The sequence below is a fragment of the Leuconostoc suionicum genome, from assembly GCF_001891125.1.
Taxonomy (GTDB): domain Bacteria; phylum Bacillota; class Bacilli; order Lactobacillales; family Lactobacillaceae; genus Leuconostoc; species Leuconostoc suionicum.
The window spans coordinates 504,089-530,947 of the sequence record NZ_CP015247.1 but is presented as its reverse complement, the minus strand read 5'-3'; the positions used below and the strand labels follow the sequence as shown (position 1 = coordinate 530,947).

Here is a 26,859-nt window from a genome sequence, read left to right as displayed (position 1 = left end):
GACCTCAATATTTATTTATTTTAGTAAGTATTTGTTTTTCCGCCATCATCAAACTCACAGACTCATCAAAAATAATTTCACTTTCTATGCGAAGTGAGTCATCCTTTTGATACCAACGAGTTAAATCATTAGGAGTAAAGCCAGCAACTTGCTTAGTGCAATGACGCCGAACTGTCTCGTTCAAGGATAATTGGTAATAAACAGTAATTACTTGACTAAAATATTGGATTTGTTTACGTATCATTGGACCATAAACACTATTTTTTAAAATGCCCTCTAGTATCACAAACTGTTCTTGTTGATTACCAAACTCAAGTAATTGTTCGATTAGCGGTATCGATAAGTTACCTACCCGATCCTTAACATTGAGCATTTCCCGACGAACAATATCTTGGGATATGAGTAGGCTATCCGGTAAAATACGATGTAATTGATGGGCTAATGTTGTTTTCCCGCTACCAGAATTGCCACGTATAATAATTAGCGTGGTCATTCTGCTCGTTTAATTGGTGCAAAAGCGGCTAATAACTGTTTTACTCCTTCTGATGGGAAAGCAACTTTTAATTCTTGATCTTGTGCAGACCCCGACACAGAAACAATCGTACCAATTCCCCATTTTTTATGAGACACCTTATCACCAGGCTGCCAAACCATACTATCAGCACCAGTTGTGCCTGCAGTTATTTTGGTTACTGGGCTAGCCGCCTTATAGGTTGTGGCTGTTGCTCGCTGCATCTTCTTATCAAATGGAAAAGCTCGATCATTTGATGAAGAAGAGATACCACCATATTGTGTATCCAATAACTCGCTTGAAATTTCATCAATAAACCTCGAAGGTTCATTTGCTTGCGTGCGACCATACAATAAGCGTGAAAAAGTATTAGTTAGATATAGTTTTTTCATCGCTCGTGTAATACCAACATAGGCCAAACGACGTTCTTCTTCCAGTTGGTCATCATCCATCATAGCCCGTGACAAAGGAAATATACCTTCCTCCATACCAACTAAAAAGACGACGGGAAACTCCAATCCTTTAGCTGCGTGTAATGTCATTAAGGTAACTGCCCCGTCACCTTCTTCAAAATCATCCAAATCACTCATTAGCGCAGTTGAACTCAAAAAATCAGTCATCGGATCAACAGATTCAGGATCGTCTGGATTGTATTTCGAATCGAATTCCTTTGTAACTGACAAAAATTCTTCCAAGTTTTCTAGACGACCTTGGCTTTCAGGATCATTTTTCTCGGCTAGCTTTTGACGATAGCCAGATTTTGTCATCGCTAATTCAGCAAGTTCTGTCACAGTTAAAAACTCAGTTTGTTGACGCAAATTGTGCATCATTTCAGCAAACTGAATTAATTTTGAAGCTGCCTTAGCTGTAATTTCTGGTGCTAATTCAATATTTTCAATTGCCCCCATATAAGACAAATTCATTCGATTGGCAAAATCCCGTAACCGATTAATCGATGTTGCACCAATACCACGCTTAGGTTCATTAACTACTCTTTCAAACGCCGCATTATCAGCCGGATTTGTCATCAGATTCATGTATGACATGATATCAAGAATCTCTTTACGCTCATAGAACTTATGTCCACCAACCATAGTGTATGGCATATTAGCTTTCACAAGTGCTTCTTCAATACCTCGTGACTGCGCGTTCGTACGATATAATACTGCAAAATCACTGTATGCCGCATTCTTCTCTTGGCGTGATTTTTGAATGTTGGCCAAGACAAAGTTAGCTTCGTCACGTTCTGTTTGCGCGCGATAGTAAGTAATCTTATCGCCTTTGCCATTTTCAGTCCAAAGGCTTTTGTCGATGCGCTCATTATTATTATTGATAACTGCATTCGCTGCATCTAAAATATTTTGAGTTGAACGATAGTTTTGTTCAAGCAAAACTGTGTGAGCGTCTGGATAGTCTTTTTCGAAGTTTAAAATATTATTCATGTTGGCACCACGCCAACCATAAATAGACTGATCTGCATCACCTACAACAGCCAAATTACGTGAACGTTTCGCCAATAAGTTAACAATCGTATATTGCGCATCATTGGTATCTTGATATTCGTCAACATGCAAGTATTCAAACTGATTTTGATACCGTTCCAGAACATCTGGCGCCTGTTTGAATAAATCAATCGTCGACATAATCAGGTCATCAAAATCAACGCTCTGAGCGCGACGTAGCTCCGCTTGATATGCGGCATACACTTCAGCGACCGTTTCCTCATATACATTGCCAGCCTGCTTAGCATAAGCCTTAGCTGTCAACATATCATTCTTAGCATTGGAAACTGTGCCTAAAATTGTGCGTGGGTCATATTGATTAGTATCTAAGTTCAGATCGTTAATAACCCGCTTCATTAACGTGCGTTGGGCACTTGTATCGATAATTGTAAAATTGCGTGCTAGGCCAATTCTCTCGCCATCTCGACGTAAAATTCGCACGGCCATAGCGTGAAATGTTGAGACCCAAATTTCTCTTGCAATTTCCGGATCAACCAGTTGCGCAATACGTTCACGCATTTCACGGGCTGCCTTGTTAGTAAATGTAATTGCCAAAATACGCCATGGGTATACATTTTTATCTTGCACCAAATGGGCGATACGATGTGTCAAAACACGAGTCTTACCAGAACCAGCGCCAGCCATAATTAATAATGGCCCTTCAGTGGTTTGAACAGCCTCTGACTGTTTATCATTCATTCCTTGAATTAGGGTTTCAATTGGCATTTTTATGTCCTTACTTGTAAAAATAACTTCCTTTATTTTACCATTTTTCATGTAATAACTCTAATGGCTCTTCCAAACATATTTCCATTGTTATTCCAACATTTTTACGCGCACGCCCCATATCAATGATAAAATGATAATCGTAATTACTAGTAAAAACATATTGAAGGAAAGAAGCATTTTATGAAATTAAGACCACTTGAAAAAAGAGATCTCCCTTATATTTACGAACAAGAAAATTCACGTAAAGTGATGGCATTATGGTTTGAAGAACCCTATACATCTTTTGATGAATTACAAATTCTTTACGATCGTCATATTTTAGATCAAACTGAACGCCGTTTTGTTGTGGAAGAGAACGATCGTTTTATCGGTGTCGTTGAATTAATGGATATCGATACGCTACACAGACACACAGAAATTCAAATCATTATCCATTCTGAGTTCCAAGGTCATGGTTATGCACAAGCTGCTATGAGAGCAGGAATAGAATATGCTTTCACTGTACTGAATATGCATAAAGTTTACTTGTATGTTGATGTGAATAATTCGGCAGCTATCCACATTTATAAAAAAATTGGTTTCATTCCTGAAGGTACTCTCCGTCAACATTTTTTTGCTGAAGGAGAATACCATGACAGTTTAATGATGGGTATTTTCCCGCACGAATTTACATTTTAAAAACACAAAAAAGTAGACGTCAGTCTACTTTTTTGTTGCATCAAATCTTTCCAAATGCCAAGTTTGAATAATTGTAATTAACTTTTTAGCGTAATTAGGATCTGTCGCATAACCATCCTGCGTTAAGGCTTTGGCAGCCGAAGCATAATCATCTGCGTCCAAAACATGTTGATATTGTTTTGCATTCCAACTCGTACCACCATGAAGTAGTTTTGCATGTGCCTTCATGCTTTCTTGCCAACTATCATAAGCCGCAAAACGTCCTTGAATGGTGATCCACTCACCATTAACATACTCTTGCGTTGGTAATACCGCACTTTTTTGTCCTGCATCCGCTTTAATGCCATATAGATTATTATACTTTGTTGACAAGGTACTTGTATGCCAGTCAGACTCTAAGATAGCTTGCGCAATGCTAATTGATGCAAGGACCCCATATTTTTCTTGCAATTCACGAGCATATGGCGCTAATTCATTAATCCAAGCAACCTTCTTTGCTTCCGCACTGTTTGTACTGATTTGATTGTTTTGAGGCCTTTCATAAATCGCAGTGTTGGATGTGATGGCAGCCAAAATAACCAATGCAACTAGCAAACCACACAACACACGTAATCGCTGTTTTTGTAATCCTTTTTTTGATCTTCTTCGCTTTTTTTTCGCCATTAATATTGATCCATGAGTAATAATTGTTTAAATCTTGCTGAAGTTTGATGCAATTCAGCTGGTGAACCGCTCAACGTGAATTTTCCATTCTCTAAAAAGTAAACTTTATCAACATTTTCGATTCCTGTCAAATGATGTGTGACCCAAATAATTGTTCGATCTTTGAGAACTGAAAATATTTGGGATAAAACCTCGTACTCTGTTTTGGGATCTAGTGATACTGTTGGTTCATCTAGCACCACAATTGGCGCATCTTGCAGCATGATTCGTGCTAAGGCAAATCTTTGCCGTTCTCCACCAGAAAAGCGTGTTCCTGCTTCCTGCATTTGTGTATGGTATCCATTGGGTAATGAATTGATTAGTGGCTGTAGCCCAGCTTGCTCAATTGATTTTTGAACTTGCTCATCAGTGGCATGAATGTTTCCCATACGCACGTTGTTCATAATCGTTGTATCAAATAAATACGCCTGTTGATCCAACACAGCCACCAAACTAGACATATTCCCTTGTAAGTTCTGGACTGGCGTTTCATCGATTGTTACTTCACCCAAAGATGATTGGATATCACCTGCCAAAAGCTTTAGTAAAGTTGTTTTCCCTGCACCTGAACGACCAAGTAACGCAATTTTTTGTTTGGGCTGAACTTCAAATGACAAATTATCAACAATTGTTTTGTCCCCATACTTAAATGTGACTTGATTAAAATTAATTACTGCTGAGTTAGTTGTGTGTCTAGTCTCCTGTAACAAGGTTGGTTCTGGTAAATCATTTAACCGCACAATGCTATCTTCGTAGAATGAGGACTCACTTACACCTTGATTCACAGCAATAAAGCTATCAATCAGAGGAAATATTGCAAGTGTGAAAGCCGCAATGTAATTAACTGTACTTGCACTACCAGAAAACTGATTGGTTGCCCACATTAAGGTTGTTATAGTCAGTGCCAATACTAAAACTTGAATAACAAAATCTCGCCACCAGCCAAATTTCATACTTTGGTTCTTAACATGAGCCAATTTTGACATTGTTTCGCCTTGATTTTGTACCAAATCCTCTTGTCGCCCTGATAGCACCCAATCTTGCAAACCTAAAATAGCATCTGTTGCATCTGTATAAAGGCTTTGCTGTAATTTTTTTTGTTGTTGCACACCTTTATAGTTCATTGTCAAACTCAACAACGGCACAACAACCAAGATAACAGCCAACATAACAAACCACCACAACATGAATAACCAATTAATTGAGCCAATTGCTATTGTGAGAAAAAGGTACAATACCATACCTGAACCCAATGGAAAAATCGTTCTAAGATATAGATTTTGTAAGTGCTCTAAATCGTCAGCAAGTAAACTAAGCACTTCACCTGTTTGCAGTTGTCCTCGAATACTGCTAGCCGTGCTGGCCGCACTTTCGTATAAACGCTTGCGTGTTTTCGAAACGACACGTAATACCCAATTGTGCGACACCAAACGCTGTGCATAACGAAAAACTGGACGCGCAATTCCAAATGCACGTGTCAGCACGATTGGAACGTAAATAATGAGAATATTAGAAGGATGCTGTGCAGAACGAGAAATTAGAAATCCGGATACAAACATTAATGCACCAGCGGCAAAAGTAATCATAAAATTCAAAAATATCGACCAAAAAAGGCCAGATTTTTGTTGACGAAAGGACGGAAGAATCCATCTGTCGTGTGACAATAATTTTTTCAATCGCTTCATTTCAGACCACCTTTATGCAATTCATGACGCAGCGCATTCAAAGCACTGTTGGTATCAGCTAGCAAGACACTAGGCACACCAGTTTCCACAATACGCCCTTCACGTATCACAATAACTAAATCCATTTGATCTAACCAGTGTAACCGATGTGTTGCGAAAAAAACTAAATGCTTGTCCAAGATAGTTGACATAGTTCTCTTTAAATCAATTTCAGTTTCAATATCTAAATGAGCCGTTGGTTCATCAAAAAGGAGCACCTTACGGGATGAATCTAGCAACATTCTTGCTAAGGCTACACGCTGCGCCTGCCCGCCAGATAGTTGACGCCCACTTTCACCAATTACTGTATTCAACCCTGCTGGCAATTCATCAATCAAACTGGATAAACCTGCTTTTTCAACAGCTTCACTGATTGCTTTGTCACTAGCGCTTGGTGCATAAAACCTAATATTATCACGTAACGATTCATGAAAAATATAAGGCGTTTGTGGCATATAAAAAAACTGTTTTTGCCACTGCTGTTGTGTTAAATGTTTGATTTCCTGTCCATTGATATTTATCGTTCCTTGATCAGGCTGTAGAAAGCCTCCCAAAATACTTAGTAGTGTAGATTTACCAGAGCCACTTTCACCAACCAAAGCAATTTTTTGATAACCTTTAGCGTGCAACGAAATATTTTTCAGGGTAACTTTTGAGTCGTAAGAAAACTGCACAGCATTCAATGACAATTCACTCTCTGCTTGCCATTTATTTAATTGAAGTTCATCTTGTGGCCCGACAATTTTGGTATCAATAACTTCCAAAACATCAGTTAGTGAATTTTTACCATTCAAAGTTGCGTGATAATCATCAGCAAAATTACGCAAAGGAAGAAAATATTCTGGTGCTAAAATCAAAATTGTCAATGCTGGGAAGAGTGCCATTCTGGCGTTCATTAAATCCATTCCCAAAAACACAGCAACAATTGCAACTGATAAAGTAGTAAAAAAATCAAGCGCAAACGTTGATGTAATCGCAATTCTCAACGTTCGCATGGTTGTTTTTCGATAATCTTCTGAAATATTATAAATTTCGTCACCATATGATTGCGACAAACCTAGTTGCTTCAAGGTTGGCAGGCCTCGCAAAGCATCTACAAAACGATTATTTAAGTTCTTAAAATTAGCAAACTCTGCATCAGCTTTACTTTGTGCTGCTAAGCCCAAAATGATGAAAAACAAAATAACCACTGGAAATACTAGCAATAAAAATAGTCCTTGTTCCCACTTAAGATAGGCAATATATAGCAGAATTAACCAAGGAATAATACTCAAATCAAAAACTTTAATCAGTAGTAGTTGAAAATAGTTTTTAATATTATCCAGTCCCGCACCTAGTATTGTAACTGCATTTCCTGTTCCTGATTGTTTAATAATACTAGGGCCAATTTCGGCATACTTAGCCAACAATTGAATACGATAATTTTCCACTGTATGATCAGCAAATTTCGACATATAGTTATTTTTTAACACAATCAATAACTGTCTCATCACAAAAGAAAACGCAAAAAACAATACATTAATGAGTGTTTGGTCAATGCTTTTACCTTGCCATAAATCAGTAATTGCTCGAGCCAAGAAAACCCCTTGGAATATAATCGAAAATGCTTGAATTCCTGTCAAAATAACCAAGATTACTAAAGAACTAATAATACCTGGTAACGCAAAAAGTCTTTTATCTATCATATTTTTATATGTGTTAAACAACAGTTTGCTATCTCCATAACAATACCCTGCAAAACACTCTCCTTAAATAAAAAAACGCCTACAATCAATTGTAAACGTTTTTAGAATTATTATTCAACTACCTTATCAGCTACAATACGCTTACGGAAAACCCAGAAACTCCATATTTGATATCCTAATGTCAATGGTAAAGCTGTTAATACAACAAATGACATCACTTTTAATGTATATGGCGATGACGATGCATTAATAATTTTTAAACTGTGTAGCGGATTGCTAGCTACCATTAAACGTGGAAATAGGCCAACAAATATTAAGACAACTACCTCAACCAAAGTCAAACCAGATAAAATAAATGGGAAAACTTCTTTTTTCTTGTTAACCGTTAAATACCAACCAATAACTGTGGATAAGACAATTGCCGCTAGTATAATTAATGTCCATAACAATTTAGTTTGGAAAAAATCCGTGTAGAAGAACAGCAAAATTGCAAATAGTGCTTCTCCAGCCAACAAAATTGGATATAGAAGTTTCAATTGTGCCATTGCTCTTGTGCGAATATCACCGATAATACGCAGTCGTGTATAATTCAAGCCATGCACATAACTCATCAAGGTTACAGCAATACCACCAACAAGTGTAAACGGTGTCACATAGTCAAAAAATCCAGCCGATAGGTTTCCCTTAGCATCCATTGGCATACCAGATACCATTGCTGTAAAAATCATTCCTAGGAAAAATGGCGCAATAAACGAAGAAATGGCTATCAAGCGCTCCCAAATTTGTGATCCTTGTATTGTTGGCATATGTTCACGAAACTCGAATGAAACACCACGATAAATCAAAGCCATCAATACGATAAACAATAACAAATAAAATCCTGAGAATAATGATGCATACCAGTATGGAAAAGCCGCAAACATGGCCCCTCCAGCTGTAATTAACCAAACCTCGTTAGCATCCCAATGAGGACCAATAGCTTCATAAAGTGCTTGTCGATCTTTTTGATTACGGGAATTGAAAACGAATTGCATGCCTATACCAAAATCATAACCTTCTAAGAAAAAAAATCCTGACCATAATATTGCAATCAAAACAAACCAAGTAATTTGTAAGAAACTCATTATGCTTTCTCCTCACTTCCTGCTAAATCCTCGTATGGATCTCGTGGTGATAATTCTGCTTCTTTTTCAGCATCAGGACCAGCATGTAATGCACGACGGGACAACCAAATCATCACACCGCCAAGTGCAGCAAACGTCAAGAAATAAATAATGTTTGAAATAAGCAACGAAGCGGTCGAAACATTGGGTGATACAGCGTCAGCAATAGTCATCAGTCCGTAGACAACCCAAGGATAACGCCCTAATTCTGTTACGAGCCATCCGGCTGTGTTCACAACAAATGGGAAGAAAGTCATAATTCCTAGCACCCATAAAAACCAACGTTGCGTTAGAATTAAATCGGTTTTTTTACGATTGAACCATAGGGCTACAACAGCAACAAGGCCAAGTAATCCAGCCCCCATTGCCATCACACGAAAGGCATAAAACAGTGTATTTTCTGGCACATAATAATCCTTGATTCCATCGTGTGTCTTACCATATTTCTTTTCAAATTCTTTGTTTAACTCTGTTGTTCCTACAGTTTTACCACCTGTCAAGGAATGATTTCCCAAAATGGACAAGGCATATGGCACTTCGACCCTTGCAATTACTTTATGTGTTTTAGGATTTGTAACAGAAATTAATGACCATGGTTGTGCCTTATCAGCACGCTTTGAAGAATCGATTGTTTCATCAACGCCTTCCATGGCTGCATATTTCATTGGTTGCATAGATTGTAATTCGAAGGCATGCTGATCACCTGTATACAAAGCGCCACCAACACCTATTAGGCCGACAAATAGAGCAATGTTAATTGATTTGCGGAAAAAATCGATTTGAGGATCATTCTTTTTAAGTTTTAGTAATTTGAAAGCCGACATACCAGCAACGATAAAGCCACCTGTAACTAACGTACCAACAATAACGTGAGGAAATTCAATCCACAGTTGTTTGTTGGTTAACAATGCACCTATGCTGGTTAGCTCAGCGCGCCCCATGTTATTATCAATTGCATAACCGACAGGATTTTGCATGAATGAATTGGCAGCCAATATCCATAAGGCCGACAAACTTGATGCAAAAGCAACAATCCATATAAATATCACGTGAATTGCTGGTTTAAAGCGATCCCATGTAAATGACCATAATCCAATGAACGATGATTCAGCAAAAAATGCAACTAAAGCCTCAATCGCTAATGGGGCGCCAAAAATATCACCAACATAACGAGAGTATTCAGACCAGTTCATTCCAAACTGAAATTCTTGAATAATACCGGTTACAACACCAACAGCAAAGCTTAACAAGAAAATTTTGCTCCAAAATTGTGCCATTTTCTTGTAAACTTCGTCTTTTTTGATAACATACATTGTTTCCATTAAAGCGACAACTACTCCAAGACCAATTGACATCGGTACAAAGAAAAAATGAAAAATCGTTGTCATTGCAAATTGAAAACGGGCCAAATCAAGAATGCCCACTAACGTAACCATAACTATTCCTCCACTGACATGACTGAACGTTCGACATGCCTAACTCAAATATTTAAACCAATCTAAATTAGATAGTTTCTATCTTATATAGTTTATCACTTGATAAGCTATGAAGAAAGTAATTTGAATATTTTTAACTAAAATAAAAAATACCCATAACTTTTCATCATGAATATTTTTAATAACTTATAAAATTCAACTAAAATTAGAATCATCTTCAAGGAATGTGTTCAAGACTTCTTCAACCATATCCCATTCTTTATCATCTTCAATTTGAACTAACTCTTCTTCTGTTGCATCGCCATTTTCATCGGGATTAAAAATGTAAGCTTGAATGTCAACTTCTTCATCATCTTCAATACCTTCGGGTACTAACAAAATGTAATCTTTATTGTACTCATCTGAATGGAATGTGAATAGCACTTCATATAGTGCTTCATCGCCACTTTCATCAATTAACGTAATTTTTTGTGTTTCTGCGTTATTTTCGCTCATCTTTTTTTCCTTATTAAATGTCATAAGTTCATTATACAATAAAAGCCTTGTTCCGTATAGGGACAAGGCTTTTATCCTACTTGGTTAACTTACCTTTCGAATCTAAATAATTTTGTAAAATAAATTCAGCCGCTATTTTATCAATAACTTTTTTTCGCTTTTTGCGTGACACATTAGCTTCTTCAATGAGCATACGCTCAGCTTCCACCGTAGTTAACCGTTCATCCTGAAAGTCAGTCGGCAAGCCGAAGTTTTCCTCAACCAACTTGGCATAGTTTCGAGCTGCTTCTGCACGTGGTCCCTCACTATTATTCATATTTTTTGGCAAACCGAGAACAATACCTGTCGCGTTTTTCTCTTTGATAATTTCTCCCAAACGATCAATGCCAAACTCTTTATCGTCCTCATTGATGCGGATGATTTCAACACCTTGTGCTGTCCACCCCATCGGATCACTAACCGATACACCAACTGTTCGACTACCAACATCTAACCCTAATATGCGCATTATTTTTTCAAATAGGCGTGTACAAGTTCTTCAATAATTTCATCACGCTCATGACGTTTAATCAGATTACGTGCGTCATTTAAACGTGGGATATAGGCAGGATCGCCAGACATCAAGTAACCAACTATTTGGTTAATTGGATTATAGCCCTTTTCTTCCAGTGAACTATATACAATCTCAAGTGTTTCATGGATATCTTTTGGCATTTGATTACCAAAATCAAATATTGCTGTTTCATCTCCTACTGTCATAGTACACGCTCCTTTCTTTAGAAATCATCTCCATACTGCCTTGTTTATTCACTCATTATACTACGCTATAATCACATCAATCAAGTTACAAACAAGTTACTTATTTGCTAAGAATGCCGAAACTTCGGTAAATGCACCCTGAATTCCAGCAGCATTTTTACCACCAGCTTGAGCCATATCAGGACGGCCACCACCGCCACCGCCAATGCTTGGTGCGATTGTCTTAATTAATTCGCCAGCCTTAATGCCTGCCTTATTAGCATCTGGTGAAGCAGCAACAATCAAACTTACTTTTTCATCAGCAACGGTTGCTAGCACCAAAACATCTGATGGATAATTCTCTTTCCAATTATCCGCAACTTGTCGCAAGCCATCCATGCCAGAAACCTGTAACTGGGCAGTAATATAAGTATGTCCATTGACAGTTTTCACATCATTAAAAATCTCACCCGCTGTGACATTAGCTAATTTAGCTTCTAATGATTCAGCATGACGTTGCGCCGTACGTAAATCAGCTTGCAAATCATATACTTTCTCCGGAGCATCGGTCAGTTTTTGTGCCTTCAAAGTAGCAGCTATTTCTTTCAAAGCTTTTTCCTGAGCCTTATATTGTGCTAGTGCTTGTAGACCAGTTACCGCTTCAATACGGCGTACCCCGGCACCAATTCCTGATTCACTGACTATTTTAAACAGACCCAACTCTGCGGTGGAATTAGCATGAGTACCACCATCAAACTCTTTGTTGAAGTCACCAATTGATACAACACGGACCTGATCGCCATATTTCTCACCAAATACGGCAACTGCGCCTAATTTTTTTGCGGACTCAATGTCAGTTTCTAACCAAGTAACTGGTAAGTTTTTAGCAATTTCTTGATTCATCATCGATTCTATTTTATCAAGATCTTCACTTGAAACGGGTCCATCATTATTGAAATCAAACCTTAAATATTCTGGTTCTACTAATGAACCCGCCTGATGAACATCACCACCAAGTATGTTACGTAATGATTGGTCTAACATGTGCGTTGCTGTATGGTTTTTGGATACAGCAATATGACGCGCCATATCAACCTTCAAATCTACTTTATCACCAAGAGTAAAGCTTGAAATGACATCAACCGTGTGAATATGTTGTCCGTTTGGAGCTGTTTGAACATCTGTAACACGAGCAATCACATCTCCATTAGTGTTCAAAACAACACCAAAGTCAGGCACTTGTCCACCCATTTCGGCATAAAAAGGCGTTACATCAAAGGCTAATTGTACGGTAGCATCAACATCGGCATTATCCAATAACGCATCAACACCTTGTTCATCTTCGCCAATAATAGCAACGATTTCCGCATGATTAACTTCAGTTTGGGACCAACCAACATACTTTGAGTCGACACGCAAATCAGTTAATACGGCATTTTGAACGCCCATTGACTTAGTATTAGCGCGTGCAGCACGAGCTCGAACGCGTTGCGCTTGCAACTCATCATTGTATCCATCCACATCCACTGTCAATCCAGCATCTTCAGCTTGCTCTTGCGTCAACTCAAGTGGGAACCCATAAGTATCAGATAATTTGAAGGCATCAGCACCACTAATTTGTGTCTGACCCGTCTTTTTAGCTTCTTTAATCACATCATTCAACAAAGAGAGCCCGCCTGTTAATGTTGCATTAAAGCGTTTTTCTTCAGCAGCAACAGTCTTTTGAATCTTGGCAGTGTTAGCTTTAACTTCTGGATAGTAACTTTCCATGATATCCCCAACAATTGGTACCAGGTTAGTTAAAAACTGTCCTTTAATGCCTAATTTTTGTCCATGCAAAACTGCGCGGCGCAACAAGCGACGAATAACATATCCACGTCCCTCATTTGAAGGCAAAGCACCATCCCCAATTGCAAACGTTATTGCACGAATATGGTCGGCAATTACTTTAAAACTCGTATTGACCTCCGAATCTTGGCTATCATCATAGGTAAATTGATTTGATAATTTCTCTGTGGCCCGGATAATAGGTAAAAACAAGTCTGTATCAAAGTTAGTTCGACCATTTTGGAAAACAGATACGACACGTTCAAGTCCCATACCGGTATCAATATTTTTATGAGGTAACTCTGGATATTGTGAATTATCCGTTAATCCTGGCAGATGATTAAATTGAGAGAAAACAAGATTCCAGATTTCTAGATAACGTTCATTTTCACCACCCGGATACATTTCTGGATCATCATCAGGTAAATCTTGGAAGGCCACACCACGATCAAAGAATATTTCAGAATCAGGGCCTGAAGGTCCCTCACCTATATCCCAGAAATTATCTTCAACTTCATAAATGTGACCGTCAGGCAAGCTAGTTTTCTCTTCCCAAATTTTTCTAGCTTCCTGATCTTTAGGATACACAGTTACATACAATTTTTCAGCATCCAAGCCGTACCACTCAGGACTGGTCAATAATTCCCAAGCCCAAGGTATTGCTTGTTCTTTAAAATAATCTCCAATCGAAAAGTTACCCATCATTTCAAAAAGTGTATGATGTCGAGCTGTTTTTCCAACGTTTTCAATATCATTGGTACGGATTGCCTTTTGAGAATTAGTGATACGTGGATTATTTGGGACCACTGTACCATCAAAATATTTTTTTAAAGTCGCAACACCGGAATTAATCCATAACAATGTTGGATCATCTTGCGGAATTAGATTTTTTGAAGGTACAACTTCGTGACCCTTCGAAGCAAAAAAATCTAAAAACATTTGGCGAATTTCTGCTGAACTCAAGTCTTTCATAAAAAATTTTCTCCTTAAATAATATAAAAAGACCAAAACAAAGTGCGGACGCTCTACCGTGGTACCACCGCAATTTGTAATGATCTTGAATAAAATCTTTACCTTTATGTCTCATAACGCTGAGCAGCGGTGATTTTTCAATCACAATTAAGTCTGGTAGCGCAAAAGAGCCAACGTGTGCTTTTCATCATCCAACACATTTCTAACTGACGGACGGCTAATTTGTATGTCCAGAATTCTTAATCATTATATCATATTACCAACCAATGTGATTATCAGTTTTTGGTAAGGCAATTTTACCCGATGCTAAATCAGAAAATGCTTTTTCTAATATTTCAAAGGCGCGCTGTAATTCCTCTTCTTGAATAACTAGTGGAGGTTGAAAACGCAAGGTATTTCCTCTTAGGCTAATCATAATCGCCCCTAACTCAAAAATGCGATAAATTAACTTATTAGTTGCCTCATTATCAGGTTCACCATGATCATTAATAATATCAATACCACCATTCAAACCATATAAACGAACGTCTCCAATAAAAGCATAACGTTTAGCAGCAGACTCAAAGAATGCTTTAGCCAACTCACCTAGTTGTCGAGAACGTGCAACTAAGTTCTCCTCTTCAATGACATCTAGCGTTGCCAGCGCTGCCGCTGCTGTTACTGGATTACCAGCGGTCGTATAAACATTAGCTGGTGCTTGCAGGCTGTCCATAATTTCTTTGCGCCCAATAACTGCACTTAAAGGCAATCCACTGGCAATAGACTTACCGACACTCATTAAGTCTGGGACAATCCCAAAATGATCAATTGACCACATTTTACCAGTTCGTCCAAGGCCTTGATTAACCTCATCGACAGCAAAAACAATGCCATGTTCACGTGTAAACTCATAAACCAATTCAACATAACGTTGTGGCGCTTTGATAATTCCACCATCACCTTGAATAGGTTCAATAATAACTAACGCCACTTCATCTGCTGGTAAATAAGTCTCAAATGGTAATTTAAACTGTTTAAATAAACGTTCAGAAAAATCATCATCGCTTTCTCCAGCTATTCGTTGCGTCTGATCAGGAAAAGGTACTTTCACCGTATTGGGCAATAGTGGTCCAATTTTTCGAGTCATATTCAAGCTGACTCCTGAGATAGAAAGCGAACCATATGTGGAACCATGATAAGCGCCCGTGAAGCTGACAACATATTGTCGCCCAGTGTAACCACGAGCAAACTTGATAATCGCATCATTTGCATCCGATCCCGAATTACCAAAAGCAACTTGTTTTTGGAAGTTCCCTGGTGCTATATCCACTAAGCGATCAGCTAATTTTGCAGTTACTGTGTTAGCAAAATATGCAGGTGTATACTGAATTAATTTTTGAGCTTGGCTAGTAATTGCGTCCACAACCTTTGGATGTGAATGACCTGTATTAGTAGCACTAGCGCTAGCCAACAAGTCAATATACTCACGCCCATCAGCATCCGTAATGATGGCCCCTTTCCCGTGATCAATGACAATATCAAAATATTTAACCCGCGTTGCATTTGCCAAGTGATTTTTTTCTTCTTCTAAAATTTCTTTGTTTTTTGACATATTTAACAGCTTTCACACTTATTTTAAAGATTTATATACAAGAAAAGCCCTGTAAATTCAGGACTTTTTGTTAGATTATTTTTGAGATAACTTACTATGCTTAGAACCGTAAACAGCGTAAATGATTATACCGAGCACGAACCAACCAAAAGCGTAAATCTTTGCTTGATTATCCAACTCATAGAAAATAAATCCAGATCCCAATGCAGCCAATGCTGGCATCACTGGGTAAAATGGCATTTTGAAGCCAGGCTCTTGTATATCTTTACCTTCACGAGGGCGTAATGCATAAATACCAAGAGAAACAATGATAAAGGCAATCAGTGTACCGGCAGAAATCAAACCAGCTAATTCAGTAAAGCTAAATACTGATCCAATCAAGATAGCAATAACTGACAATACTAACAAAGCATTGTTAGGTAATCCTTTATCATTAACTTTTCCTAAGAAACTTGGTAACAAACCATCACGACCGAAGGCGTAAAGCAATCGTGAACCGGCCAACATCATACCAATAATTGCTGTAAACATACCGATTAAAGCAACCACTGATAACAAATTAGATGTAAATTCATGACCTGAGTGCAATAATGCCCAGGCAGCAGGCGCGGCATTGTCTTTATACTCTGTATAGTGGAACATACCGACTAATACAAGCGCTACTGTCACGAAAAGAATTGTCGCTACAATTAATGAACCGATAATACCTCGAGGCATAGTCTTCTTGGGATCTTTTGCTTCAGCTGAACTAGCAGCAATTGAATCAAATCCAATGTAAGCTAAGAAAATTTGTGAAGCACCGGCAAATATACCGGGCCAACCACCAAAATCAGTTCCTGCCTTATGAGCAGGGATAAATGGTACGTAATTACCAGGGTGAATAGCTGTTAAACCAACACCAATAAAAATCAAAATAACTAACACTTTACCAACAACCAATACGTTTTCAACGCGAGCTGTTGTGTTCGTACCGCGCCATAGCAATACTGCGACAATCAAAACCGCGAATAGTGAAGCTATGTCGATGACACCACCATTTCCTGCAGCAAATGAACCAGCCAAAGCCTTTGGCAATACTAAGTTATGTGACCCAAGGAATAATTTGAAGTTTGCTGACCAACCTGAAGCCACGAAAGCAACAGCGATGAAATATTCCGCCAAAAGTGCCCAACCGGCAATCCAGCCAAATACTTCACCAAAGACAACGTTTGCCCAAGAATAAGCAGATCCGGCAAATGGTAATGCCGAAGCAAACTCTGCATAAGCAAACGCAGCGAGCCCTGAAACAATTGCCGCAATTACGAACGAAATTGCAACCGCTGGTCCAGCATGGTTAGCTGCAACAATACCTGGTAAGGTAAAGATAGCTGTAGATACGATAGTCCCAATACCTAGAGCTAACATTTCTTTAACACCTAACGTCTTGCGTAGGTGTCGATCACTAGTGGTAAAACTAGCAGGAGTCGCTTTATGTAGCCACCCTGTTCTTATTTTTGATTCTGACATATGTTTATCCCTTCAACTCTATAAAAGTTACTTTAATATATTAACATTTTCTAATTTTATTGTCAACGTTTCCCATATAAATAATGATTATGCCAATCAAATTATTATTTTCGTTGGATTTTAATAATAAAATAGCGCTTCGATAAAGTTCAATCGAATAAAGCTGTTCCTCACCACCTTTCCAAATTAAAAATGCTATTCCAATCGGAATAGCATTTTTAATTTAAGCAAATACTGACGTTAAAATTAAAATAATAATCAAACCAGTCACGGAAATAATTGTTTCCAAAACAGTCCAAATTTGGAATGTTTGCTTAACTGATAAGTCGAAAAATTCTTTAAAAATCCAAAATCCTGCATCGTTCACGTGTGAAGCTATTAATGACCCAGCACCAATAGCTAACGCCACGAATACTGGCAATAATGTGTTACCAGGGTTGGCGGCTAAAATACCCGTAACAATCCCTGCCGCAGTCATACCAGCTACTGTAGCTGAGCCAACAGAAACTCGTAAGACTGCCGCAACAGCCCAAGCAAACAATACAATAGCAATCGGACTCATGGCACCACCGGCTTGGAAAATTGTCGCAATTTTGTCAGACAACCCCGATGTAACCAAGACACCACGCAGGGCGCCACCACCACCAACAATTAACAAAATTCCAGCAACGGCTGACATTCCTTCGTTTAATGATTTTCCTACTTCAACCATGGTTTTCTTTTGCCAAATACCCATTGTAAAAATAGCAAAAACTAGTGCGATTGTCATAGCTACTGCAGGATTAGCCACAAACTCAACAATTTGATCAATTGTATTGGGGTTCTTTGGCGTTACACCACCTGTATAAATCAGTTTATAAATCGTAGCAATAATCATGAACACCAGTGGGAAAACAGAAGTTAGTACGGACAACCCGAACTTAGGTGTTGCATTTAAATCGTACTTTTTAGCTGGACCAACTGCCTCAATTTCTGTTTTAAACTGAAAAGCATCAGGTGCGTATTTTTGTGCCAATTTAGTAAATGCCGGACCAGCCACAACTGCGGTAATTACCGATACAATCAAACCAAAAATCAACATCATTCCAATGTTGGCCCCTAAAGCTGAAGCAACAGCTGTTGGCGCTGGCTGTGGTGGCAAAAATCCTTGTGCCGAACTTAAGGCAGCTGTCATTGAAATACCTAAGTAAAGCAATGGTACGCCAGCTTCAATAGCTACAGCAAATACGATCGGAATTAACAGCACCATACCAACACCAAAAATCATGGAGATACCAATAATAAATGATGCAATTAATACTGCCCATTGAAGTCGCTTAACACCAAACCAATCAATCAATGTTTTGGCAATACGGTATGAGCCACCTGCATCAGCGACTAAGCGACCAATCATACCACCAAAAATAAAGATTACCGAGTTTGGACCAAGAATATTTCCAACTCCTTCACTACCAAGAACAGCATCGGGTATTTCCATTGGCTTCATACCTAGTAGCAAAGCCAAAATAAAAGCGGTAATAATAAGTGAAACAAATGTGTTTAATTTTAATTTAGCGATTAAAACCAGCAAAATTAGAATCGACACAACCAACATAACAAAATCCATCTACTTGTGTTAACGGTCTTTGACCGTTATCTCCTTTTCATCACAACTACATTCTTCCCCGCTAGTATTAAATTATTTTGAGTGCTTTCTTTGATAATTAGCAATGTTTTGATACTCTGTCTGTAATTGACGAGATAGGCGAATAAATATTGGTGCAAGTTCTCTATAAGCCTCAAAGTTTTTTGGATCCGGCATATAGGTGTTAGATGCGCCTACATACTTTTCAATTTCATATAAACTATCAATTTTCCCCAAAGCTTTTTGTGCCACAATAACCGCCGCCAATGCGCCAGATTCAAATGCCTCTGGTACAGTCACTGGTTGTTCAAAAATATCAGCAAACATTTGACGCCATAATGGTGAACGGGCAAAGCCACCAGTTGCTTGAATTGATTTCAACCCACCAACAACTTCTTCAAGTGCCAAGCTCACCATAAACACATTAAATGTTATTCCTTCTAGCACGGCGCGCAACATATGCGCACGAGTGTGACCATGATTAAGACCAAAGAAAGAACCGCGAGCATTAGCATCCCAAATTGGCGCACGTTCACCGCCAAGATAAGGGTGGAAAATTAAACCTTCTGAACCAGCAGGAATGCGCTCAGCAATTTCTGTCAATAAATCATAAGAATCTTTTCCAAGCAAGGCCGCTGTGGATTTTTCAGCATCAAACATATTATCACGTGCCCAGCGGAATACATCACCACCATTATTAACTGGGCCGCCTACAACCCAGTTGTCTTTATCCAAAGCATAAGTAAAAGTTCGACCTTTAGGGTCAATAACAGGCTGATCCGACACCACTCGAATAGCACCAGAAGTACCGATTGTAATGGCTGCTACACCAGGTTTAACCGCGTTTACACCCAAATTTGAAAGTGGACCATCACCGGCACCATAAACAAAAGGTGTAGTAGCCGGAATACCAATAAGTGCGGCATACTTTTCAAGCATGTTGTCTTCATATTCATAAGGTTCTACAGGTAAAGGTAATTGTTCTTTTTTGACACCTGTAACTTCAAGCGCTTGCTCATCCCAATCCAAATTAAAGATATTAAATAGCCCAGTACCTGAAGCAATAGAAATATCCATCTTATTTGAACCAAAAAGTCGATGGAACAAGTACTCCTTAATTCCCAAGTAATGAGCGGCTTTATGATAAATGTCAGCGTGTTCCGACTTAAGCCATAATAGCTTCGATAAAGGCGCCATCGGATGAATAGGTGTGCCAGTATTTTTGTAAATTTGCTCACCTAACCCATTTGCCTTTAATTCTTCGGTGTATTCTACTGCACGTGTGTCGGCCCAAGTAATCGCACGTGTTAATGGCTTCCATTCTTCATCAAATGCAATTAACGAATGCATTGCCGAACTGAATGATACAGCTGCAATTTTGTTCCCCTTACTCAAATCCGCATCACGTACAACCTCTGCCAAAGCTGAAATCAATGCCTCAAAAAGCTCATTTAAGTCTTCTTCAGCCATATCTGGCAAATCACGATATAAAGCGTAGCTCTTGTTTGCACTTGCGACCACTACATTTTTATCATCAAACAGAACAGCCTTTGTTGAGGTTGTGCCGATGTCGACTCCTACCATATATTCCATTTGTCTACCTCTAATCGATGTTAAGCGTTTAATATTTTCTATTTAAAACAGAAAAAGCTCCCTTAAGCGGGAGCTTTGTTCATAAAATTGAACAAGTGTTTTTAATTACTTTGCTGCGTCCATTGCGTGACCACCGAAGCCGTTACGCAAAGCTGAAACAACCTTACCAGTAAATGTGTCATCTTGCAATGAACGGTAACGCATTGCTAATGATAAGTAGATAACTGGTGCAGGTACGTCCAAGTCCAATGATTCTTGAACTGTCCACTTACCTTCACCTGAAGAATGCATACGACCAGCGATAGCATCCAAATGTGGATCCTTGGCGAATTGTTCTTCAGCCAATTCCATCAACCATGAACGGATTACTGATCCGTGGTTCCACAACTTTGAAACAGCTTCATAGTCGTAGTCAAATTGTGAGGCTTCCAATACTTCGAATCCTTCAGCAATTGCTTGCATCATACCGTATTCGATACCATTGTGAACCATCTTCAAATAGTGACCTGAGCCCAAACGACCTGTATACAAGTAACCATCTTCTTCAGAAATTGACTTAAACAAAGGTTCGATAACCTTCCAAGCTTCGGCATCATCGCCACCAATCATGAAGTTACCACCATTACGGGCACCGTTCATTCCACCAGAAGTTCCGGCATCAAAGAACTTAATACCAGCAGCAGAAGTGCGCTTGTTTTGTTCCAAGTTGTCCTTATAGTTAGAGTTACCACCATCAATAATGATGTCGCCCTTGTCCATCTTTTCAATCAATGTATCGATTGTTGAGTTAGTTGGTACACCCGCTGGTACCATAACCCAAACCGCCTTTGGAGATGGCAACTTTGACAACATGTCATCAATGTCAGAAGCAGCTTCAACTGATGCTGAATAGTCAGCTGCTTCTTTAACAAAGTCAGCGTTCAAATCAAACGCAACAACTTCGTGACCGTTATCAACGGCGTTCTTTACCAAGTTCAAGCCCATCTTACCAAGGCCGATCATCGCAAACTTCATGTCTACTTACCTCTTTGTGTTTTTTGAGTTTTTAATACACTATTATTATATGAAAATAATTTACACAATGCAACCATATTATTGAAAATTGTTTTCTAATCTTGTATTATTAATTTATTGGAGCATTAAAAATGGCAAATAACATCATAGCCCAATTACGGGCACAACGTAAACAATACAATACAACTGAACAAAAATTAATTGATTTCATTGTTAATCATGTTAGTGAAGCCCGAGAAGCCAATATTCAGGAAATGTCTGAATTATCAGGTGTCTCTACCGCAACCATTTCACGTTTTGTCAAAAAAATCGGCTTAGAATCATTTCGTGAATTTTCTGTTTCATTAGCAAGCGCTGCCACGCAAATGGCAACATCTGTCGATTTATTTGGGGAAATAGCTGATACTGATGATACCATTGCGGTTGCTCAAAAAGTTTTTGGTGGAGCAGAGAACGCTTTAGCAGCGACTGTCAGTAATTTAACAGCAACTCAACTAGAGGAGGCTACTCTGGCCTTAATATCTGCTCGACGCGTTGGTTTTTTTGGTATTGGTGGATCTTCTATTGTTGCTTTTAATGCCTACCACAAATTTTTGCGCACACCAATTGACGTTATCGCCCATCCAGATTATGATGTTCAATTAATGCAAGCAGTTAAGCTCAATTCAAATGATACAGCAGTGGTTATTTCACATTCCGGTAGAAATAAGGATACGTTACTTATCGCAAAAAAGTTGCATGAACAACATGTTAAAATCATCGCCGTAACATCATTCAAAGATTCACCTTTAGCCAAATTGGCAAATATGGTTTTATTATCATTGGCTGAAGAAGTTAATTTTCGTAGTGAATCAATGAGCTCGTTAATCGCACAACTTACAATTATTGATACTTTATTTACTTTAGTTGGTTCACATTTATCGCAAGATACTCAGAGTGTTGTTGATACTATGCGCGATGTTATTGAAGAAACAAGATCACATTAAAAAGGAGCTCAATGAGCTCCTTTTTTGATATTATTACTTTTCACATAGCATTCGCCATAGGAATACTACTAGTCTTTTCCGCCTTCACTGGCCTCAATGGCTTTATCCAAACCAACTATATCCTGATTCATGCTTCTAAAGTCAGCATTATTAATAGGCAGATGTTGCAAAAAGTTATCAAAAATTTCTAAAGTACCATCCACATCTGTTGCTTCAAAATCCAAAACGTGCCCAGCAAAGGTTAAATCATCTGACAAAAAGTGTAAATGCCACCCTGCTGCGGTTGGACCGCCAAAAACTTTCGGTGCATAATATCCAACTAATGTCCCAGTTATGTTGTCTGCTTTGAATTCAGGCTGCTGTTCAGCTACTTGTAACAAACTTGGATATGGTTTTTCCTGTTTTGTTACAATACGAACGTGAACGTGGGCAAACTCACCATGCATTTTTAAGGCAGAGAAAACGTTAAATAACTGCTCATCTTTCAAGTTCTGAGTCAAATTACTATATTTTATTTTTTTAAAAGGTAATTTTTGACTTGCCTCTGGTTGATCAAAATGTATTGATGCAAAAGGTAGTGTAGTTTGTTTATCAGTTATGTGGTGGACTTTTCCTGTACTATCTGCTTGATAGGCTTCCCCATTTAGAAAAATAGCTTCGCCGTTAAGACCCTCAAAAGTACCAATACCAGTGTCCCCATGTTCCAACATTTCAGCGACTGTTATTGTCCCTGACATTTGGCGCGCTACTAATTGTGCTAATGTACCATGTTGATATATTGTTGTCATGTTTTGCCTCACTTCTTACCTATTATTTTAAGTTTATCAGTATAATAATGCAAATAAACCAGAGAAATTGAGCAAATATTTAATTTGTTTCAGGATCACTAATCCTTTTTTTAAAGATACGTTCTAGTGGTAAACTGATTAAAAATATTGTTGAAATAATAAACACGATTCCTACGACTTGAAACACCTTTAAGTGAACGTGTAAAAGTGTAATCGACAAAAGGGTCGCCACCATCGGCTCAATGGTAGATAATAAACTTGCTGTAGTAGATTTTAATTGGCTGAGGCTCATAACATATAAAGCATACGGTAGTAATGTGCCGGCTATAATAATAAACACCACAATAATCCAGCTTTTAGTGCTCACCTGAGACGGTATATACCAAATAGGATGGAAAAAGTTTTCAGCTGTTCCACCAACCAATAATCCCCAGCCAACTACAACCAAGGGTGACTGTTTTTCAAGCAAAGGTTTTGGAATAAGTGTATACGCAGCTAAACCAAATGCAGACAGTATACCCCAAAATAAAGCTGTAGAGTTTACTACTAACTGATTGATGTTGCCATTAGTGATTAACAAAAATACACCAGTTAGGGCAATCAGAATTGACCAAACATCTAAGCGAGAAGGTAGCGTCCTCGTCGCTAAACTCAATAAAATAACAATGATAGTTGGACCAAGTGATTGCAGAATGGTCGCTGTTGCTGCGTCACCAAAGTATACAGATAAAAAGAAACTAGATTGTGCTAACAAAACACCAACGATGCCGTATAAAATAATTAGAACAACATCTTTTTTCTTAAACCATATCTCAAAAACCCGACGTCCTGAAAAACAAAATAATACAATTAACAAAATTATTCCTGACCAGGTCATTCTGACACCAACTAACCACTCCGGATTAATATTTTGATTACGAAATAAAATACTTGCCAATATGCCACTAATTCCAAATAAAGTCGCACTTAAAACCCCACAAATTATGCCCTGCTTTTTCATCCCAATTGATCCCTTTCGAATACTAGTTATAATTTAGAATAACCTAATCGATAAGATTCGTACACCTATTTTGTCATTATATTCTTTTTTTAACATAAAATAAGCTTTTTATATGTTAGCAAATAATGGTTTCATTAAAATTGGCGCAATGAGCGTAGAAAAAATGATCACCAAGATAAGCTCCCCTGAAACTGCAGCGCTAATTACTTGGGATGATAAACCTATCTGTGTAATGACTAACGCCATTTCCCCTCTCGATACCATACCCGCGCCAATAGCTTTTGAAGCTGTATTGTTCAAGCCAGACATTTTAGCTCCAATCCATGAACCACCAAATTTTGTGATAATCGCTAGCAAAATAAATAAAACAATGGCTAAAATTTTATTGTTCAATTGTCCTATCGAAACATTCAAGCCTATTGATCCAAAGAAAATAGGATAAAAAATCCACTGTCCAACCCAATTTGTATTTTCGAATATTTGATCCGCAATCGCTGTTTTCCTAAGAAAAATGCCGATAACAAAAGCAATTAATGGCAACAGACTACTTATATTGAAACCACCATTACCAATAAATACGGAAAATAAAGTAACGGCTAGCAATGAAATGACATCGTCAATTATGGCAGCTGACAATATTATTGCGCCAACTACTGATGTTAATTTTTTTTGCTCAGCTAAAACAGCTAATGTAATTGATATTGATGTGGCAGAAAAAACGATACCCGAAAACAAAGAAACTGATACACTATATCCCATTAAAATAAACGCGGCTGGAAATGCAATCACCGGAATAGCAACACCCATGATTGCTATCAATGATGATGCTTTGATATATTTTTTCATTGTTTTCATATCTGATGCTAATCCAGAGCTTAGCATCAATATAAAAATACCAATTTCAGACAGCACATGAACTAAGTTTGTGCTATGAACGATGTTTAAAAAGCTCATGCCCACGACAATGCCAGCAAGTAACTGACCTATGACCTCTGAAAGACCCAATTTCACAGCCACTTTCCCGAAAAATAGAGTTACTGTGATTAATAATAAAACATTCATCATATCGTTTATTTCTCCTAAACAAAAAAAGCTTCAAAAAATTAACTAGCTCCCCGACTAGTTAACTTCTTGAAGCTTTCGCCCAACCGTTAATAATTATTATATCCAATACTAACATGCTTTACCGTGGAACGCAATCAAGTCGACACCACACTTTCTCAACCGAATGGTCAATTTGACTTGATTCTGATTGTCAATAGTAATCCAATGAGTGGCACAAAGATAAACCAGCGACTTGTCATTAACAACGCATGTACAAATGATGAATTGACATTAATTGCGGTGATTAGAATAGAAGCAACAACAACACTACCTGCTCCAATGACTTGACGCATCGTAGTAATAATCGCAGTACCATGACTAACTAAATTTTTGGGTAGTGCGTTATTTGCTGCAGTAATTGCGGGCATCATAATGAAAGCATTGCCACCTTCAAGTAACATAGCTGCTATCAAACACGCTATCCATGAAGCTGACCCTAAAGTACCCAAAATTGCATACCCTACAAGCATCATTGACATACCAATATAAACTAATTTTTTTAACCCAATTCTGTTGAGCATCGCCCCTGATCTTGGATTCAATTGACTTAGAAAGATTGCCGCCGGTACCATAAATAGTCCTGACCACAATGGGCTAAAATGAAAAACTTTTTGATAAAACAACGGCATCAGAACCGTTGCAATAATTAGTCCTGAATACGATAATCCCGTTAAAAGCATAGCTGGAACATAGCCTCTATACTTGAGCACCGCTAAATCTAAAAACGGTTGAGGTAACTTTACTTGACGAACAATAAATATGACTAATAAACTAACACTAATTATTAAAATGAGCCACCACAAGAAGTTAATTTCGGATGTTGGAATGATTGAAATGTCATACAAAATACCGCCAAATCCAAGCAAGGTTATAGCCGAAAACCAATCGAATTCAGATGGTTTCATAGTGTGCGTGTTTTCTATTTTATTTTGCAAAACAATAATCAAAATTAGCAATATGACAAAAAACAACATAAATAAAGCACGCCAAGAGATCCATTGCAGGACCAAGCCGGAAATAATTGGACCAACAGCTAATGCTGAACCCATAACTAAACCAACTACGCCCATAGCTACACCTCGTTGATTTTTATCAGTATTTTCCATGATTACACTTTGAAATGTCGGAAATAAAGCACCCACTGCTAAACCTTCTAGCAACCGACCAATAATAATACCGGTAAAATTAGATGTAACCATAGCCAAAAAAGTTCCTAATAAAAAGAGGGCTACAATACCATTGAGCAATTTACGTAAGGACACATTATCCAAAAGCCAAGGACTTAGCGGCATGACTAATGTCATTGCAACCATAAAACCTGTTGTTAACCACTGAACCGTGCTTGCATTAACATTAAAACTTTTCATCAAAATCGGATAAGCCGTTGTCATAGTAGATTGACTAATCGACATGATAAATGCAATCGATAATAACGCAAGTGAAAATGGTGTTAGTTTTCTGATATTTTTAAACATAATCCCCCTCAAACAC

Annotated in this window: 22 protein-coding genes; 2 read left to right on the top strand and 20 right to left on the bottom strand. The window is 38.1% G+C overall.

Features of this window, described 5'->3' with window-relative positions:
- Window positions 1-4 precede the first annotated feature (4 nt).
- Both A6B45_RS02810 and pcrA read right to left on the bottom strand, forming a co-directional pair.
- Window positions 5-493 (bottom strand): kinase, encoded by a 489-nt coding sequence (locus A6B45_RS02810; protein WP_072613246.1) that lies wholly within the window; start codon window positions 491-493, stop codon window positions 5-7.
- Window positions 490-2,739 (bottom strand): DNA helicase PcrA, encoded by a 2,250-nt coding sequence (gene pcrA, locus A6B45_RS02805; protein WP_072614463.1) that lies wholly within the window; start codon window positions 2,737-2,739, stop codon window positions 490-492. Before pcrA ends, A6B45_RS02810 begins: the two co-directional genes overlap by 4 nt.
- Window positions 2,740-2,922: 183 nt before the next feature.
- Here pcrA and A6B45_RS02800 point away from each other — a divergent pair, with 183 nt between their 5' ends.
- Window positions 2,923-3,420, top strand: a complete 498-nt coding sequence (locus A6B45_RS02800) for a GNAT family N-acetyltransferase (protein ID WP_011679390.1) — start codon at window positions 2,923-2,925, stop codon at window positions 3,418-3,420.
- Window positions 3,421-3,444: 24 nt separating this feature from the next.
- Here A6B45_RS02800 and A6B45_RS02795 read toward each other — a convergent pair whose 3' ends face one another.
- The 14 genes from A6B45_RS02795 to gnd form a co-directional block, all read right to left on the bottom strand.
- Window positions 3,445-4,083, bottom strand: coding sequence for a glycoside hydrolase family 73 protein (locus tag A6B45_RS02795; RefSeq protein WP_072613245.1), 639 nt, complete (start codon window positions 4,081-4,083; stop codon window positions 3,445-3,447).
- Window positions 4,083-5,807, bottom strand: a complete 1,725-nt coding sequence (gene cydC, locus A6B45_RS02790; RefSeq protein ID WP_072613244.1) for a thiol reductant ABC exporter subunit CydC — start codon at window positions 5,805-5,807, stop codon at window positions 4,083-4,085. The genes A6B45_RS02795 and cydC overlap by 1 nt, the downstream gene beginning before the upstream one ends.
- On the bottom strand, window positions 5,804-7,531 hold the full coding sequence (cydD, locus tag A6B45_RS02785) for a thiol reductant ABC exporter subunit CydD (RefSeq protein ID WP_072613243.1): 1,728 nt from the start codon (window positions 7,529-7,531) through the stop codon (window positions 5,804-5,806). Before cydD ends, cydC begins: the two co-directional genes overlap by 4 nt.
- A gap of 110 nt (window positions 7,532-7,641) precedes the next feature.
- Window positions 7,642-8,655: a cytochrome d ubiquinol oxidase subunit II gene (cydB, locus tag A6B45_RS02780; protein ID WP_072613242.1), complete on the bottom strand. Its 1,014-nt coding sequence runs from the start codon at window positions 8,653-8,655 to the stop codon at window positions 7,642-7,644.
- The gene (locus A6B45_RS02775; protein WP_072613241.1) at window positions 8,655-10,130 is read right to left on the bottom strand and encodes a cytochrome ubiquinol oxidase subunit I; all 1,476 of its coding nucleotides are present in this window, start codon (window positions 10,128-10,130) and stop codon (window positions 8,655-8,657) included. The genes cydB and A6B45_RS02775 overlap by 1 nt, the downstream gene beginning before the upstream one ends.
- A gap of 195 nt (window positions 10,131-10,325) precedes the next feature.
- Window positions 10,326-10,625 (bottom strand): DUF1292 domain-containing protein, encoded by a 300-nt coding sequence (locus tag A6B45_RS02770; RefSeq protein WP_072613240.1) that lies wholly within the window; start codon window positions 10,623-10,625, stop codon window positions 10,326-10,328.
- Between the two features lie 76 nt (window positions 10,626-10,701).
- Complete coding sequence (gene ruvX / locus A6B45_RS02765; RefSeq protein WP_072613239.1) at window positions 10,702-11,133, bottom strand: Holliday junction resolvase RuvX; 432 nt, start codon at window positions 11,131-11,133, stop codon at window positions 10,702-10,704.
- On the bottom strand, window positions 11,133-11,384 hold the full coding sequence (locus A6B45_RS02760) for an IreB family regulatory phosphoprotein (RefSeq protein ID WP_004164519.1): 252 nt from the start codon (window positions 11,382-11,384) through the stop codon (window positions 11,133-11,135). Before A6B45_RS02760 ends, ruvX begins: the two co-directional genes overlap by 1 nt.
- A 96-nt stretch (window positions 11,385-11,480) precedes the next feature.
- Window positions 11,481-14,162, bottom strand: a complete 2,682-nt coding sequence (alaS, locus tag A6B45_RS02755; RefSeq protein ID WP_072613238.1) for an alanine--tRNA ligase — start codon at window positions 14,160-14,162, stop codon at window positions 11,481-11,483.
- 256 nt (window positions 14,163-14,418) lie between these two features.
- Complete coding sequence (locus A6B45_RS02750) at window positions 14,419-15,753, bottom strand: aspartate aminotransferase family protein (protein WP_072613237.1); 1,335 nt, start codon at window positions 15,751-15,753, stop codon at window positions 14,419-14,421.
- Window positions 15,754-15,828: 75 nt separating this feature from the next.
- Window positions 15,829-17,259, bottom strand: a complete 1,431-nt coding sequence (locus A6B45_RS02745) for an APC family permease (protein WP_072613236.1) — start codon at window positions 17,257-17,259, stop codon at window positions 15,829-15,831.
- Window positions 17,260-17,482: 223 nt separating this feature from the next.
- The gene (locus tag A6B45_RS02740) at window positions 17,483-18,865 is read right to left on the bottom strand and encodes a gluconate:H+ symporter (protein ID WP_072613235.1); all 1,383 of its coding nucleotides are present in this window, start codon (window positions 18,863-18,865) and stop codon (window positions 17,483-17,485) included.
- A gap of 72 nt (window positions 18,866-18,937) precedes the next feature.
- Window positions 18,938-20,476: a gluconokinase gene (gene gntK / locus A6B45_RS02735; RefSeq protein ID WP_072613234.1), complete on the bottom strand. Its 1,539-nt coding sequence runs from the start codon at window positions 20,474-20,476 to the stop codon at window positions 18,938-18,940.
- A gap of 105 nt (window positions 20,477-20,581) precedes the next feature.
- The gene (gnd, locus tag A6B45_RS02730) at window positions 20,582-21,490 is read right to left on the bottom strand and encodes a phosphogluconate dehydrogenase (NAD(+)-dependent, decarboxylating) (protein ID WP_072613233.1); all 909 of its coding nucleotides are present in this window, start codon (window positions 21,488-21,490) and stop codon (window positions 20,582-20,584) included.
- Window positions 21,491-21,621: 131 nt separating this feature from the next.
- On the opposite strand from gnd, the gene A6B45_RS02725 reads away from it, so the two are divergent.
- Entirely contained in the window at window positions 21,622-22,476 is an 855-nt protein-coding gene (locus A6B45_RS02725; protein WP_072613232.1) for a MurR/RpiR family transcriptional regulator, read from the top strand.
- A gap of 68 nt (window positions 22,477-22,544) precedes the next feature.
- Here the strand turns inward: A6B45_RS02725 and budA are convergent, their stop codons facing one another.
- The 4 genes from budA to A6B45_RS02705 all read right to left on the bottom strand — a co-directional run bounded on the left by budA (window position 22,545) and on the right by A6B45_RS02705 (window position 26,843).
- On the bottom strand, window positions 22,545-23,264 hold the full coding sequence (gene budA / locus A6B45_RS02720; RefSeq protein ID WP_072613231.1) for an acetolactate decarboxylase: 720 nt from the start codon (window positions 23,262-23,264) through the stop codon (window positions 22,545-22,547).
- 79 nt (window positions 23,265-23,343) lie between these two features.
- A complete protein-coding gene (locus A6B45_RS02715) occupies window positions 23,344-24,264 on the bottom strand; it encodes an EamA family transporter (RefSeq protein ID WP_072613230.1) in 921 nt (306 codons plus the stop codon).
- 108 nt (window positions 24,265-24,372) lie between these two features.
- Window positions 24,373-25,329: a cation:proton antiporter gene (locus A6B45_RS02710; RefSeq protein WP_072613229.1), complete on the bottom strand. Its 957-nt coding sequence runs from the start codon at window positions 25,327-25,329 to the stop codon at window positions 24,373-24,375.
- A 167-nt stretch (window positions 25,330-25,496) separates the two neighbouring features.
- A complete protein-coding gene (locus tag A6B45_RS02705) occupies window positions 25,497-26,843 on the bottom strand; it encodes an MFS transporter (RefSeq protein ID WP_072613228.1) in 1,347 nt (448 codons plus the stop codon).
- Window positions 26,844-26,859: the final 16 nt, after the last annotated feature.